At 59.0% G+C, this 13531-nt stretch carries 12 protein-coding genes and 1 riboswitch; of the genes, 5 read left to right on the forward strand and 7 right to left on the reverse strand.

Annotation, left to right across the window (positions count from 1 at the left end):
- Positions 1 to 140: 140 nt before the first annotated feature.
- Positions 141 to 1004, reverse strand: a complete 864-nt coding sequence (gene murI / locus ACUXAC_RS24195; RefSeq protein ID WP_060424947.1) for a glutamate racemase — start codon at positions 1002 to 1004, stop codon at positions 141 to 143.
- Positions 949 to 2820, reverse strand: coding sequence for a TonB-dependent vitamin B12 receptor BtuB (gene btuB, locus ACUXAC_RS24200; RefSeq protein WP_225529607.1), 1872 nt, complete (start codon positions 2818 to 2820; stop codon positions 949 to 951). Before btuB ends, murI begins: the two co-directional genes overlap by 56 nt.
- Before the next feature lie 69 nt (positions 2821 to 2889).
- Positions 2890 to 3109: riboswitch (cobalamin riboswitch) on the reverse strand.
- Between the two features lie 115 nt (positions 3110 to 3224).
- Here btuB and trmA point away from each other — a divergent pair.
- Positions 3225 to 4328 carry a tRNA (uridine(54)-C5)-methyltransferase TrmA gene (trmA, locus tag ACUXAC_RS24205; protein WP_141960515.1) on the forward strand — a complete coding sequence of 368 codons (1104 nt, stop codon included), beginning with the start codon at positions 3225 to 3227 and terminating at the stop codon, positions 4326 to 4328.
- A 34-nt stretch (positions 4329 to 4362) separates the two neighbouring features.
- Here trmA and ACUXAC_RS24210 read toward each other — a convergent pair whose 3' ends face one another.
- Both ACUXAC_RS24210 and fabR read right to left on the reverse strand, forming a co-directional pair.
- On the reverse strand, positions 4363 to 4734 hold the full coding sequence (locus ACUXAC_RS24210; RefSeq protein WP_049201879.1) for a YijD family membrane protein: 372 nt from the start codon (positions 4732 to 4734) through the stop codon (positions 4363 to 4365).
- Positions 4735 to 4749: 15 nt separating this feature from the next.
- The gene (fabR, locus tag ACUXAC_RS24215; protein ID WP_004931044.1) at positions 4750 to 5382 is read right to left on the reverse strand and encodes an HTH-type transcriptional repressor FabR; all 633 of its coding nucleotides are present in this window, start codon (positions 5380 to 5382) and stop codon (positions 4750 to 4752) included.
- Between the two features lie 218 nt (positions 5383 to 5600).
- Between fabR and sthA the strand changes: the two genes are divergently transcribed.
- Complete coding sequence (gene sthA, locus ACUXAC_RS24220; protein WP_004931047.1) at positions 5601 to 6998, forward strand: Si-specific NAD(P)(+) transhydrogenase; 1398 nt, start codon at positions 5601 to 5603, stop codon at positions 6996 to 6998.
- Here the strand turns inward: sthA and oxyR are convergent.
- Positions 6981 to 7898 (reverse strand): DNA-binding transcriptional regulator OxyR, encoded by a 918-nt coding sequence (oxyR, locus tag ACUXAC_RS24225; RefSeq protein ID WP_033636422.1) that lies wholly within the window; start codon positions 7896 to 7898, stop codon positions 6981 to 6983. The genes sthA and oxyR overlap by 18 nt on opposite strands.
- 151 nt (positions 7899 to 8049) lie before the next feature.
- Here oxyR and ACUXAC_RS24230 point away from each other — a divergent pair, with 151 nt between their 5' ends.
- The 3 genes from ACUXAC_RS24230 (at position 8050) to ACUXAC_RS24240 (ending at position 10811) form a co-directional block, all read left to right on the forward strand.
- Positions 8050 to 8781 carry a glutathione peroxidase gene (locus ACUXAC_RS24230; protein ID WP_019452251.1) on the forward strand — a complete coding sequence of 244 codons (732 nt, stop codon included), beginning with the start codon at positions 8050 to 8052 and terminating at the stop codon, positions 8779 to 8781.
- A gap of 72 nt (positions 8782 to 8853) precedes the next feature.
- Positions 8854 to 10302 carry a dihydrolipoyl dehydrogenase gene (locus tag ACUXAC_RS24235; protein WP_087762552.1) on the forward strand — a complete coding sequence of 483 codons (1449 nt, stop codon included), beginning with the start codon at positions 8854 to 8856 and terminating at the stop codon, positions 10300 to 10302.
- 182 nt (positions 10303 to 10484) lie between these two features.
- Positions 10485 to 10811: a type II toxin-antitoxin system HicB family antitoxin gene (locus ACUXAC_RS24240; protein ID WP_387445521.1), complete on the forward strand. Its 327-nt coding sequence runs from the start codon at positions 10485 to 10487 to the stop codon at positions 10809 to 10811.
- Between the two features lie 36 nt (positions 10812 to 10847).
- Here ACUXAC_RS24240 and argH read toward each other — a convergent pair whose 3' ends face one another.
- Positions 10848 to 12221 (reverse strand): argininosuccinate lyase, encoded by a 1374-nt coding sequence (gene argH / locus ACUXAC_RS24245; protein ID WP_043140965.1) that lies wholly within the window; start codon positions 12219 to 12221, stop codon positions 10848 to 10850.
- A 68-nt stretch (positions 12222 to 12289) separates the two neighbouring features.
- Positions 12290 to 13510: an argininosuccinate synthase gene (locus ACUXAC_RS24250; protein WP_019452247.1), complete on the reverse strand. Its 1221-nt coding sequence runs from the start codon at positions 13508 to 13510 to the stop codon at positions 12290 to 12292.
- Between the last annotated feature and the right edge of the window lie 21 nt (positions 13511 to 13531).

Consider the following 13531-nt stretch of genomic DNA (forward strand, 5'->3'; position numbering starts at 1 on the left):
TTCGCTTTCTTCTCGCTGACCCGGCGGCTTGTCAGTCGTTGTTCCCGGTCAGTGGAGGCGCATTATAGGGAGTTCTCGGCGGGCCGCAACCCCTATTTTCAATATTTTTTCCGACCGTTGAATGTTTAACCAAAACACCGTTAAAGCGGCAGTTTTTTCAACGATTTAAAGCCGTAGCCCTGCAAAACGGGCAATAAAGCGTCAGTATCTTCATTTAGCGCCATGCAATACGCCAGATTCTCTTCCTGGCTCGAGACCAGATTTTCCTGCGTCGAGATGAGCCAGGCGGTACGACGGGCAATCGCCGCACCGGAATCCACCAGCCGGGTGCCTTCCGGCAACACCTGCATCAGCTCTTCAGCTAATAGAGGAAAATGAGTGCAGCCCAGCACGACGGTATCCGGCGGCTCGCGCATGCTCAGCCACGGATGCAGGATCTTCTTCAGCACCGGTAGCGGCACGGCTTCGCCGTGCAGCTTGGCCTCCGCCAGCTCCACCAGCTCTGAAGAGCCCAGCAGCTCAATCTTGCAGTCGGTAGCGAAACGGGAAATCAGTTCGTGGGTGTAGCTGCGCTGTACGGTGCCGCGAGTCGCCAACAGGCCGACAATGCCATTGACGGTAAGACGGGCGGCAGGCTTGATGGCGGGTACCACGCCCACGACCGGGAAACTGAAGCGCTCGCGCAGGGCCGGCAAAGAGACGGTGCTGGCAGTGTTACAGGCAATGACGACAATCGCCAGAGGATGCCGCTGCTGCACTGCGCCGACAATCTCCACCACGCGCTCAACGATAAACTCTTCGGACTTCTCGCCGTAGGGGAACGCCACGTTGTCGAAAGCGTATATATAGTGGAGATCCGGCAGCAACTGCCGAATCTCTTGATATACCGACAGCCCGCCGACGCCGGAATCGAAAACCAGCACCGTCGGGCGAGGTGTGGCGGTGCTGTTAGAAGGTATAGCTTCCAGTGAGGTAGTATTCTCTTCCTGGAGTAGCGTAGCCATAGGCCGTCTCATAATCTTTATCAAACAGGTTGGCAATTCTACCACGAACTGTCAGATGAGATGTGACCGGATACGAAACTGCGAGATCCCACAGGCTCACGCCGCCAAGTTTCACGCTTTGCTCCGGATAGGTACTGTAGTCCTTGTCATAACGTTGACCCAGGTATTGATAAGTCACCGCCCAGTCAAAGTCATACAACTGCCAATCCAGCTCATACTTCACCTGTTGTTTCGCGCGCCGCAGCAGCACTTCATTGGTCTTGGCGTTGCGAGGATCGACATAGTCATAGCCAATCTGGTGCGTCAGCGGGCCGGTATCAAACGAGGCAGTGGCTTCAATCCCTTTGATGGTCGCCTTACCCACGTTGTAATAGACGTAGTTGGTTTCCCCCGTGGAATCGATCAAATTGTCGATGTCGTTGCGATAACCGGAGATGCGCCAGGTCACCGGGCCGGTCAGTCCTTCAAAGCCGCCTTCCCACTGCTTGCTTTCTTCCGGTTTCAGATCGGTATTGTTGCCGAAATTGCCGTATAGCTGGCTCATATTCGGTGCTTTGAACGCCGTGCCATACGAAGCGATAAAACGGTATCCCTCGACGAATTCCCAGGCTGCGCTGGTTTGCCAAGTGCCGTGCCAGCCAAACTCGGAATGATCGTCACCTCGAACCGCGCCTTCCAACGTTACCGGGCCAACCAGTTGCTGCGCAGTCAGGTAGATGCCTGCATCACGTTGGCTTTTTTCACCCTTCACGGTGGTGGAGTCCGGCTTGATTTTCTGTTGCTGCCAGTCAACACCAGAGCTTACGGTACCCTCTCCAACCTGCAGCGTATTACCCCACTGCAGGTTGTACTGTTCGGAATCCACCAAGCTGGCCGAACTGTCATACATACCGCGACGAGGATCGTAATCGTAATCCTTGCTATGACTGTAGCTGCCGATCAATTGTGTTGCGTAAATCCCTTCTTTATAACGCAATCCGGTATCCCAGGTTTGGTTGTACAGTTTGCGAGTATCTAACAGAGGGCTGGTCGGAGAGGAATAGTAACCATCGTACGCCGTGCGGTTGTCATAGCCATATCCGCGTACAAAGCCGCTGACCGATTCGCTGAACTGGTGCTCAAGCGCGCCATACAGAGACTTACTCATAAAGCCATCGCGGTCCTGCTGGCTTTGCATGCCGGTGCTGCCATAGGCCACCACATCATACCCTTTGGTATAGGTGTAATTCCCTGCCACCGTCGCCACGGTGCTGTCGCCCAGCTGTTGCTGGGTCGACGCGTCATAGGCCTGATAGCCGTTGGAGCCGACGCCTGCAGAGAGCGTAGTACCGTTCTTTTCACGCGTGGTGATGATGTTGACCACGCCGCCGATGGCGTCGGAACCGTACACCGCCGAGCGCGGGCCGCGAATGTATTCGACTTTCTGCACCAGCGAAATCGGGATTTGGCTGAGATCGGAAGAGCCGCTGACGCCCGCCTGGTTAAGGCGAATGCCGTCGATCAATACCAAGACATGGCTGGAGTTGGTGCCGCGAATAAACAGTGAGCTCTTTTGCCCCAGCCCGCCGTTTTGGCCGATGTCCACGCCCGGCAAACGGCGCATCACGTCGGTCAGGCTCTTGGCCTGCCAACGATCGATATCGTTACGGGTGACGATAGAAGTCGGCGCCAGCACGGAAGAAACCGGCTGCGGGAAGCGGTTGGCGGTCACCACCAGGTTATCGCCATTCGTGGCTGTCGTGTTGTCTTGCGCCCATCCAGAAAAAGCCGTGACGGAGGAGACCACCGCCAGCAGCGTATTTTTTGTAATTGTCATGAGAAAAGCATCCAAACTTAATTGGCGGATGCCGCAGGATCATGGCCGGTAGTTCGCGACGGCCACGGACATTGCGACGTAACACCGGCAGGTCTTCGGGCTTGGGATTTGCGGGCCGCGGGGTGCGACCGGCAACGGGCGATGACTTCCCATCCTGCAGTGGACAGTGTCTGCGTCGAAACGCTATCGCCGTGACTTCCCCTTACCGCTGCGCGTCAGCTCCGGATTCACACCGGATTCCCTTTTCACTCGCTGCTTGAGGCCGGACGGCAATGCTACGATCAATGAAAATAGATGTCTAGACTGCTACTAATGTTACAAATAATAAACGCGACAAAACTGGACTTCACGGGCTGATTCCCTACAATCCCCGCTGATCAAATTTGCCTGACGAGAAGACACACATGACGCCCGAGAATTTGCCTATTGAACGTTACGATGACCAACTGGCGGAGAAAGTCGCCCGCCTGAAGACGTTGATGTCACCGTTCGCGGCGCCCGAGCCGGAAGTGTTCCGCTCGCCAGTCGACCACTACCGCATGCGCGCCGAATTCCGCATCTGGCACGACGCGGACGACATGTACCACATCATGTTCGATCAGCAGACCAAGCAGCGTATTCGCGTCGATCGGTTCCCGGCCGCCAGCGAACTGATCAACCGCCTGATGAGCGCCCTGATCGCCGCGCTGAAACCGGAACCGATCCTGCGCCACAAGCTGTTCCAGATCGATTATCTGTCGACGCAAAGCGGCAAAATCATCGCCTCGCTGCTGTACCACCGCAAGCTGGATGACGTTTGGCAACGGCGCGCCGAGCAGCTGCGTGACGAACTGCGCGCTCAGGGTTTCGATCTGCAGCTGATCGGCCGGGCGTCGAAGACCAAAATCATGCTCGACCAGGATTATGTCGACGAAGTGCTGCCGGTCGCCGGCCGCGACATGATCTACCGCCAGGTGGAAAACAGCTTCACTCAGCCCAACGCGGCCATGAACGTGCAGATGCTGGAATGGGCGCTGGCGGTGACCGCCGGTTCCAAAGGCGATTTGCTGGAGCTGTATTGCGGCAACGGCAACTTCTCGCTGGCGCTGGCGCGCAATTTCGAGCGCGTGCTGGCGACCGAGATCGCCAAACCGTCGGTGGCGGCGGCGCAATACAACATCGCTGCCAACCATATCGACAATGTGCAGATCATCCGCATGGCGGCGGAAGATTTCACCCAGGCGATGAACGGGGTGCGCGAATTCAACCGGTTGAAGGGCATCGATCTGAGCGGTTACAACTGCGAGACGATTTTCGTCGATCCGCCGCGTAGCGGGCTGGACGATGAAACGGTGAAGATGGTGCAGGCCTACCCGCGCATTCTGTATATCTCATGCAACCCGGAAACGCTGTGCGCCAACCTGGAAACGCTGCAGGCCACGCACCGGGTCAGCCGCCTGGCGCTGTTCGATCAGTTCCCGTATACCCATCACATGGAATGCGGCGTGCTGCTGGAAAAGCGCTGCTGATACGACAGGGGCGCCATCATGGCGCCCCGTTTCATTACGACTCTTGAGTCGGCGCATCCGGCGCCTTGCGCGCCTTCAGTTTGACTCCGATCCACAGTACCAGCGCCACGCAGATGACCGACGGCAGGAAGTTGGAACCGATCTGCGGGTATTCTGCGCGCACGATGGCGCTGTACATCAGCAGCCCCAGCAGGAAACAGGCCGCCGCCAGCTTCGGCATGCCGTCCGGCATGGCGCGGTTCAGGTAACGCTGATGCAGGCAGTACACCGCCAGCACCAACGCGATCAGCGGGAAGATCGAAAACGGCACCACTGAGCTGAACAGCGCGGCAAAGGAACCGTTGATCGAAAGGCCGGCAATCAACGCCAGCAGTAAGGTGCCATTTTCACGGCCTGGTTTTTCCATCATTTTTTACCTTTTTTATACGTGGGACACAGAAGCTTTTTCTTGTTCGCGACGATACCAGTAATACGCCCCTTTGGAGATCATCCGCAGCTGCAGCACCAGCCGTTCTTCCAGCTGCTGCCGCTGCTCGACGTCGATATCCAGCGCTTCCGCGCCGGCGCTGAACACGATGGTGACCATCGCTTCCGCCTGCGCTTCGGTAAAGCTGCGCGGCATGTGATTTTCCAACTCGAGGTAGTCCGCCAGTTCGGCGATGAAATGCTGGATCTCGCGCGCCACCGCCGCACGGAATGCCGCCGACGTGCCGGAGCGCTCGCGCAGCAGCAGGCGGAAGGCGTTCGGGTTGTTGCCGATAAATTCCATAAAGGTGGACACCGAAGTGCGGATCACGCTGCCGCCCTTGGCGATGCGTTGGCGCGCCTGGCGCATCAACTGACGCAGCATCAGGCCGCTTTCGTCCACCATGGTCAGCCCCAGCTCATCCACATCGCGGAAATGGCGGTAAAACGACGTGGGCGCGATGCCCGCCTCGCGTGAAACTTCCCGCAGGCTCAGGCTGGCGAAGCTGCGTTCGGCGCTCAGCTGGCTGAATGCGGCTTCGATCAGGGAACGACGAGTCCGTTCTTTTTGTTGTGCTCTGACGCCCATATGCATATCCGGATAGGTTCCATTCTCTCAGTCTAACGCCCTAGACTCGGCAATATAGCAAATTTTATTGCAACAGCATTTATACTAACGCGCTCTATCACACTTCCGCCCTGAGCCGATTGTGCTTTGCCTCAAAAAGCCTAATGGTGATTGGGTGAGCAGCGCTATGATGTTAAGATACCGTTGTAATCTTGTATAAAAAAACAGGTCTCTCCTACATGCAACAGCACTATCAATTTGATGCCATTGTGATTGGCTCGGGCCCTGGTGGTGAAGGTGCCGCCATGGGGCTGGTGAAACAGGGCGCCCGCGTGGCCGTTATCGAACGGTACAACAACGTAGGCGGCGGATGTACCCACTGGGGCACCATCCCTTCCAAAGCCCTCCGCCACGCCGTCAGCCGCATTATCGAATTCAACCAGAACCCGCTTTACAACAACTCGCGCACGCTCAGCGCGACCTTCCCTGACATTTTACGCCACGCCGATAACGTCATCAGCCAGCAGACCCGCATGCGCCAAGGCTTCTATGAGCGGAACCAGTGCAAACTGTTCGCCGGCGACGCGCGCTTCATCGACGCCAACACCGTCAGCGTCAGCTACATGGACGGCACCCAGGACACCATCCGCGCCGACCACATCGTGATCGCCTGCGGCTCGCGCCCTTACCATCCGGCCAGCGTCGATTTCAATCACCCGCGCATCTACGACAGCGATTCCATTCTCGAGCTGAGCCATGAACCGCGCCACGTGATCATTTACGGCGCCGGGGTGATCGGCTGCGAATACGCGTCTATCTTCCGCGGCCTGAACGTCAAGGTGGATCTGATCAACACCCGCGATCGCCTGCTGGCGTTCCTCGATCAGGAGATGTCGGATTCGCTCTCTTACCACTTCTGGAACAACGGCGTGGTGATCCGCCACAACGAGGAGTTCGAGAAGATTGAAGGCACCGAAGACGGCGTGATCGTACACCTGAAATCCGGCAAGAAGGTGAAAGCGGACTGCCTGCTGTACGCCAACGGCCGTACCGGCAACACCGATTCGCTGGGGTTGGAAAACGTCGGCCTGGAATCGGACAGCCGCGGGCTGCTGAAGGTGAACAGCATGTACCAAACCGCGCTGTCGCACATCTACGCGGTCGGTGATGTGATCGGCTATCCGAGCCTGGCTTCCGCCGCCTACGATCAGGGCCGCATCGCCGCGCAAGCGATCGCTTCCGGCGAAGCCAGCGGTCACTTAATCGAAGATATCCCGACCGGCATCTACACCATTCCGGAAATCAGCTCCGTCGGCAAAACCGAGCAGGAACTGACGGCGATGAAGGTGCCGTATGAAGTGGGCCGCGCCCAGTTCAAACATCTGGCGCGCGCGCAGATCGCCGGGATGAACGTCGGCAGCCTGAAGATCCTGTTCCATCGCGACACCCTGCAGATCCTCGGGATCCACTGCTTCGGCGAGCGTGCGGCGGAGATCATCCACATCGGTCAGGCGATCATGGAACAGAAAGGTGAAGGCAATACTATCGAGTATTTCGTTAATACGACCTTCAACTATCCGACCATGGCCGAAGCCTACCGGGTGGCGGCGCTTAACGGCTTAAACCGCCTGTTTTAACGCGTTGTCGATGTAGCCCTGCATGTGCTCGCGGATCGCTTCGGCCAACTGCTCATAACGGCTGCGCAGTGGGGAACCGGGGCGATACACCAACGCGATGGTGCGCTTCGGTTCCGGCTTGTAGCAATCCAGATAGCAGACGCCGTCGCGTTCGCGCTGCGGCGGCACCGCCAGTGACGGCAGCAGGGTAATGCCGCTGCCGGCCGCGACCATATTGCGCAGCGTTTCCAGACTGGTGGCGCGGAAGTGGGTATCCTCATCCGCGCCCGCCTGGAAGCAGAAGCCCATCGCCTGATCGCGCAGGCAGTGGCCATCTTCCAGCATCAGCAGCTTCTCTCCCGCCAAATCCGGCATCGCCACGCGCTCGCGCTGCGCCCACGGGTGATCGGAATACACCGCCAGCTTCATCGGTTCATCGAACAGAGGCACTTCGATAAACGCCTCGGTTTCCTTCACCAATGCCAGAATGGCGCAGTCCAATTTGCCGCTGTCGAGTTGCGCCAGCAGTTGCTGGGTTTGCGCTTCGTGCAGGTACATTTCCAGTTTCGGGAAAGTTTTGTGCAGCGTCGGGATGATCTGCGGCAGCAGATAAGGCCCCACGGTTGGGATCAGGCCGATGTGCAGCGGCCCGGACATGGCTTCGCCCTGCTGGCTGGCCATCTCCTTCAATACTTTCACTTCGCGCAGCACGGTACGCGCCTGCTCCACCAGCAACAGACCCGCCTGGGTGAACAGCACCTTGCGGCTGGTGCGCTCGAGCAGCATGACGCCCAACTCGTCTTCCAGCTTGCGGATCTGCCCGCTCAGCGTGGGCTGGCTCACATGGCATGAATCGGCCGCACGGCGGAAGTGCCGGTGCTCGGCCAAGGCGACCAGATACTCTAAATCACGAATATTCATTGTTTCCCTCCATTCCATGATAGCTCATGGCGATAGATAAGATAGCAATGAGCGATTAGATCTATCAAGTCCCAGCGACAATAATGTGTCCCAACGAAGCGATATCGCGCTAAATGCTAAAAATTACTTTTCCTAATTAAGGGGTTAATCAATGTTTACCAGTCAAGAAGGCAAGAAAGTTCCTCAGGTTACTTTCCACACCCGTCAGGGCGACCAATGGATTGATGTGACCACTGATGACCTGTTCAAAAACAAAACGGTCATCGTGTTCTCGCTGCCGGGCGCGTTCACGCCGACCTGCTCTTCGAGCCATCTGCCGCGTTACAACGAGCTGTCCAGCGTATTCAAACAGCACGGCGTCGACGGTATTCTGTGCGTCTCGGTGAACGACACCTTCGTGATGAACGCCTGGAAAGCCGATCAGCATGCGGAAAACATCACCTTTGTGCCGGACGGCAACGGTGAATTCACCAAAGGCATGAACATGCTGGTCGAGAAAGCGGATCTGGGCTTTGGCCCTCGTTCATGGCGCTACTCGATGCTGGTACGCGACGGCGTGGTCGAGAAAATGTTCGTCGAACCGAACAAACCGGGCGACCCGTTTGAGGTGTCCGACGCAGACACCATGCTGAAATACCTGGCACCGGAATTCAAAGTGCAAGAGTCGGTCTCCCTGTTCACCAAACCAGGCTGCCCATTCTGCGCCAAAGCCAAACAGATGCTGCAAGAACGCGGCATTCAGTATGAAGAGATCGTGCTGGGCAAAGACGCCACCACCGTCAGCCTGCGCGCCGTCAGCGGCCGCGCCACGGTGCCGCAAGTGTTCATCGGCGGCCGTCACATCGGTGGCAGCGACGATCTGGAAACTTTCCTGTCAGCTTAATAAGTAATAACAAAGCCAACGTGAACTTTGGCGGGCTACGGCCCGCCCTTTTTTTACCTTTCAGGAGCGGATATGAAACTGTTGAACGTTGATGTCGCGGTCATCGGCGGCGGCACCGCAGGGCTCGGCGCCTATCGCGCGGCCAAACGGTCTACCCCCAGCGTGGTGATGATCGAAGGCGGGCCTTACGGCACCACCTGTGCGCGCGTTGGCTGTATGCCATCCAAGTTGCTGATCGCCGCTGCCGAAGCGGTGCATCAAATCGAACGCGCGCCGGGCTTTGGCGTGCACCCAACCGGTAAAACCCGCATCGACGGACGTGAAGTGATGGCGCGCGTCAAGCGCGAACGCGATCGCTTCGTCGGTTTCGTGCTGGAAGGCGTGGACGAGATCCCGGCCGGCGACAAAATTCAGGGCTATGCCCGCTTTATCGACGACAACACGCTGCAGGTCGATGACCATACGCGCATCGTGGCGCAGCGCATTGTGATCGCCACCGGCTCCCGCCCCAGCTGGCCGGCGCCGTGGAGCGAACTGGGCGATCGTCTGATCGTCAACGACGACCTGTTCAACTGGGATGATTTGCCGCAGTCCGTAGCGGTATTCGGCCCCGGCGTCATCGGGCTCGAGCTGGGGCAAGCGCTACACCGCCTCGGCGTCGACACCAAGGTCTTCGGCATCGGCGGCGCGGTCGGGCCGCTCACCGACAGCGCCGTGCGCGACTACGCCGCCAAAGCACTGGGGGAAGAGTTCTATCTCGACGCCGACGTGAAGGTAGAGATGATGCAGCGCGAAGGCGACAAGGTGTTTATCCGCTATCGGGACCTGCAGGGCCAACCGCAGGAGATCCTGGTGGACTACGTGCTGGCCGCCACCGGCCGCCGCCCCAACGTCGATCGGCTGGGCCTCGAAAACACCGGCTTACAGCTTGACGCCCGAGGCGTACCGCTGGCCGACCGCCTGACGATGCAAACCAGCGTGCCGCATATTTTCATCGCCGGCGACGCCAGCAACCAACTGCCGCTGCTGCATGAGGCCAGCGATCAGGCACGCATCGCCGGTGCCAACGCCGGCAGCTTCCCGGAGATCAATCCGGGCCTGCGCCGCAGCGCGATTTCGGTGGTGTTCTCCGATCCGCAGATCGCCATGGTCGGCTCAACCTTCCGCGAGCTGAGCGAGAAGTTCAGCGCCTGCGGCTGCTTTGAAGTGGGCAACGTCTCGTTTGAGAATCAGGGCCGCTCGCGGGTGATGCTGCGCAACAAAGGCATTCTGCACGTCTACGGCGAGCAAGGCACCGGCCGTTTCCTCGGCGCGGAAATGATCGGCCCGGACGCCGAACACATCGCACACCTGCTGGCCTGGGCGCACCAGCAGCAGATGACCGTCGATCAGATGCTGGACATGCCGTTCTATCATCCGGTGATCGAAGAAGGCTTGCGCACCGCGCTGCGCGATCTGCAGGCGAAGCTCAAACTCGGCACGGCCGAAATCGAGCGCTGCCAGCGCTGCCCGGGCGAATAACCTCTTATTCTCCGTTCATCCCCACCGGGCCTTCAGGCCCGGTTTTCTTGCGCAGCACTTTCCACATTTTCCTCCCTCCTCTTGCCTCACGGCCCTTCTGCGCTCATTTTTTATACTTCAACATTGAAGTGATACCAATATTGATACTAAAATAAAGAAAGGAGCCAGAATGGAGGAAGAACATGGAAAGGCATGAACACTATACCTATCGCATCACCTGGTCAGCGGAAGATCGTGAATATGTCGGGCTGTGCGCCGAATTCCCCTCGTTGTCCTGGCTGGCGGCCACGCGTACCGGCGCACTGGAGGGTATCGAAAAAGTCGTGAGCGAAACGATCGCCGATATGCTGGCGCAAGGCGAAACGCCGCCGCAGGCGCTGGCGGAAAAGAACTTCAGCGGAAAACTGGTGCTGCGCATGACGCCGGAACAGCATCGCCGGCTGGCGCTCGGCGCGATGGAGGAAGGCGTGAGCCTGAACCGCTATCTGTGTGCACGTCTGGCGGAGTAAAGGTTCAAGGGCGGCGCCGGGCCGCCCTTGTCGTCGTCAGGCCAAACGCTGTTTCGCTGCGGCGATTGCCGCGGCCACCTGCTGCGGTGCGACGCCACCTTTGGCCGCACGCTTGTCCAGGCAGGATTGCAACGCCAGGATCGGGTAAACGTCGTCGCCGATCGTCGCGCTAAACTGCTGCAAGTCCGCCAGCGGCAGCGCTTCCAGCGGTTTACCCTGGCGAATCGCTTCTACCACCGCCTCGCCGACGATGTGGTGCGCTTCGCGGAACGGCACGCCCTTGGCGACCAGGTAATCCGCCAGCTCTGTGGCATTGGCATAGCCCTGCTCCGCCGCTTCCTGGCAGCGCGGGCGTTTCACCTGGATGCCGTCCAGCACCAGCGCCGCCATTTGCAGGCAGTCCATCCAGGTGTCGAGCGCGTCGAACAGCCCTTCTTTGTCTTCCTGCATGTCTTTGTTGTACGCCAGCGGCAGGCCTTTCAGCGTCATCATCATACCGGTAAGCGCGCCCTGTACGCGGCCGCACTTACCGCGGATCAGCTCCAGCGCGTCCGGGTTTTTCTTCTGCGGCATCAGCGAAGAGCCGGAGGTCACGCGGTCGGACAGCTCGACAAACGCCGCTTCGCCGCTGTTGAAGAAGATCAGATCTTCGGCGAAGCGCGACAGGTGCACCATGCTGATGGCGGCGTTGGACAGCAGCTCCAGCACGTGATCGCGATCGGATACGCTGTCCAGGCTGTTGCGGGTCGCCGAGGCGAAGCCCAGCCAGCCGGCCAGCTGCTCGCGATCGATAGGATAAGCGGTGCCGGCCAGCGCGCCGCTACCCAGCGGGCTGACGTCCAGCCGTTTCAGGGTATCCTGCAGACGGCTCTCATCGCGCGCCAGCATCTCGACATAGGCCAGGCACCAGTGCGCGAAAGTCACCGGCTGCGCGCGTTGCAGGTGGGTATACCCCGGCATCACCGCATCCTGGTTGGCTTCGGCGGTCTCCACCAGCGCCTGCTGCAGCTGGACGATCGCCTGATGCAGATCGCCGATCTGCTGTTTGCACCACAGCTTCAGATCGGTCGCGACCTGATCGTTGCGGCTGCGGCCGGTGTGCAGCTTCTTGCCCAAATCACCGACCTTCTCGATCAGCTTCTGCTCCACCCAGCTGTGGATGTCTTCGGCATCGCTTTGGACGATCGCCAAAGGGTCGGCCTGGACCTCCGTCAGTAGCGCATTCAGCGCCTGCTCCAGCTGCTGTTGCTCCGTTGCCGTCAACACGTTAACGGTCACCAGCGCCTTCGACCAGGCCACCGAGCCCACGATATCCTGCTCCGCCAGGCGATAATCGAACCGCAGCGAATCGTTGAGTTGCTTGAACCGCTGATCCGCCGCCTGAGTGAACCGTCCACCCCAAAGTGCCATATCTTACTCCTGAATTTTTATGCGAAAGGGCGCAGCATGCTGCGCCCTTGCAGAGTCACGCCAATCGATTATTTATTCTTTTTCTCGTTCAACGCGCGGATGCGTGAAGACAGAGAGAACAGGCGAATAAAGCCGCCCGCGTGGCTGTGATCGTAAACTTCGTCTTCGCCGAAGGTGGCGAACTCTTCGGAGTACAGGCTGTTGGCCGATTTCTTCTGGGTCGCCGTCACCTGGCCTTTGTACAGCTGCAGCACGACTTCGCCGTTCACCTCTTCCGCCAGCGCTTCGGCAGAAGCCTGCAGCGAGCGGCGCAGCGGCGCGAACCAGCGGCCGTCGTACACCACATAGGACATCTCCAGGCCCAGCTGCTCGCGCCATTTGAAGCTGTCGCGATCCAACACCAGCTGTTCGACGGCGCGCAGCGCCGCCACCATGATGGTGCCTCCCGGGGTTTCATAGCAGCCGCGGGATTTGATGCCCACCAGGCGGTTTTCCACGATGTCGATACGGCCGACGCCGTGCTTGGCACCCAGCGCGTTCAGGGTTTCCAGGCACTGGTAAGGCGACAGCGCTTTACCGTTAACCGCCACAACGCGGCCTTTCTCAACGGTAACGGTCACCTGCTCAGGCTGATCCGGCGCTTCCTGCGGATCGACGGTCCATACCCAGCAATCTTTGTTCGGCGCATTCCACGGGCTTTCCAGCACGCCGCCTTCGGTGGAGATGTGCCAGGCGTTTTCATCGCGGCTGTAGATTTTTTCCAGCGACGCGGTGGTCGGAATGTTGCGCTCTTTCAGGTAATCCAACAGCGCTTCACGGGAACGCAGGTTCCACTCACGCCACGGCGCCACCACTTTCAGCTGCGGCGCCAGCGCGGTGTAGGTGGTCTCGAAACGCACCTGGTCATTGCCTTTGCCGGTCGCACCGTGGCACAGCGCGTCGGCGCCCACTTTCAACGCCAGCTCGACCTGCGCCTTGGCGATGATCGGCCGCGCCATCGACGTGCCCAGCAGGTAGCTGCCTTCGTACAGGGCGCCGGTCTGCAGCACCGGATAAACGTAATCGCGGATAAATTCTTCACGCAGATCCACCACGTGACATTCAGAGGCACCGGACTGCAGGGCTTTTTGCTCCACGCCTTCCAGATCGCTGCGCTCCTGACCGATGTCCGCCACGAACGCCACCACTTCACAGCCGCCGTAGTTCTCTTTCAGCCATGGAATGATGGCCGAGGTATCCAGGCCGCCGGAGTACGCCAGAACGATTTTTTTGATGCCTTGGTTTTGCATGATCTATTCCTTTCTAATTCT

It is taken from the genome of Serratia sp. 121840015-1, from assembly GCF_053627655.1.

Bases quoted from the DNA above. Each gene is read 5' to 3' on its own strand.
- murI (WP_060424947.1), bottom strand. From the start codon at position 1,004: ATGGCTACGCTACTCCAGGAAGAGAATACTACCTCACTGGAAGCTATA.
- btuB (WP_225529607.1), bottom strand. From the start codon at position 2,820: ATGACAATTACAAAAAATACGCTGCTGGCGGTGGTCTCCTCCGTCACG.
- trmA (WP_141960515.1), top strand. From the start codon at position 3,225: ATGACGCCCGAGAATTTGCCTATTGAACGTTACGATGACCAACTGGCG.
- ACUXAC_RS24210 (WP_049201879.1), bottom strand. From the start codon at position 4,734: ATGGAAAAACCAGGCCGTGAAAATGGCACCTTACTGCTGGCGTTGATT.
- fabR (WP_004931044.1), bottom strand. From the start codon at position 5,382: ATGGGCGTCAGAGCACAACAAAAAGAACGGACTCGTCGTTCCCTGATC.
- sthA (WP_004931047.1), top strand. From the start codon at position 5,601: ATGCAACAGCACTATCAATTTGATGCCATTGTGATTGGCTCGGGCCCT.
- oxyR (WP_033636422.1), bottom strand. From the start codon at position 7,898: ATGAATATTCGTGATTTAGAGTATCTGGTCGCCTTGGCCGAGCACCGG.
- ACUXAC_RS24230 (WP_019452251.1), top strand. From the start codon at position 8,050: ATGTTTACCAGTCAAGAAGGCAAGAAAGTTCCTCAGGTTACTTTCCAC.
- ACUXAC_RS24235 (WP_087762552.1), top strand. From the start codon at position 8,854: ATGAAACTGTTGAACGTTGATGTCGCGGTCATCGGCGGCGGCACCGCA.
- ACUXAC_RS24240 (WP_387445521.1), top strand. From the start codon at position 10,485: ATGGAAAGGCATGAACACTATACCTATCGCATCACCTGGTCAGCGGAA.
- argH (WP_043140965.1), bottom strand. From the start codon at position 12,221: ATGGCACTTTGGGGTGGACGGTTCACTCAGGCGGCGGATCAGCGGTTC.
- ACUXAC_RS24250 (WP_019452247.1), bottom strand. From the start codon at position 13,510: ATGCAAAACCAAGGCATCAAAAAAATCGTTCTGGCGTACTCCGGCGGC.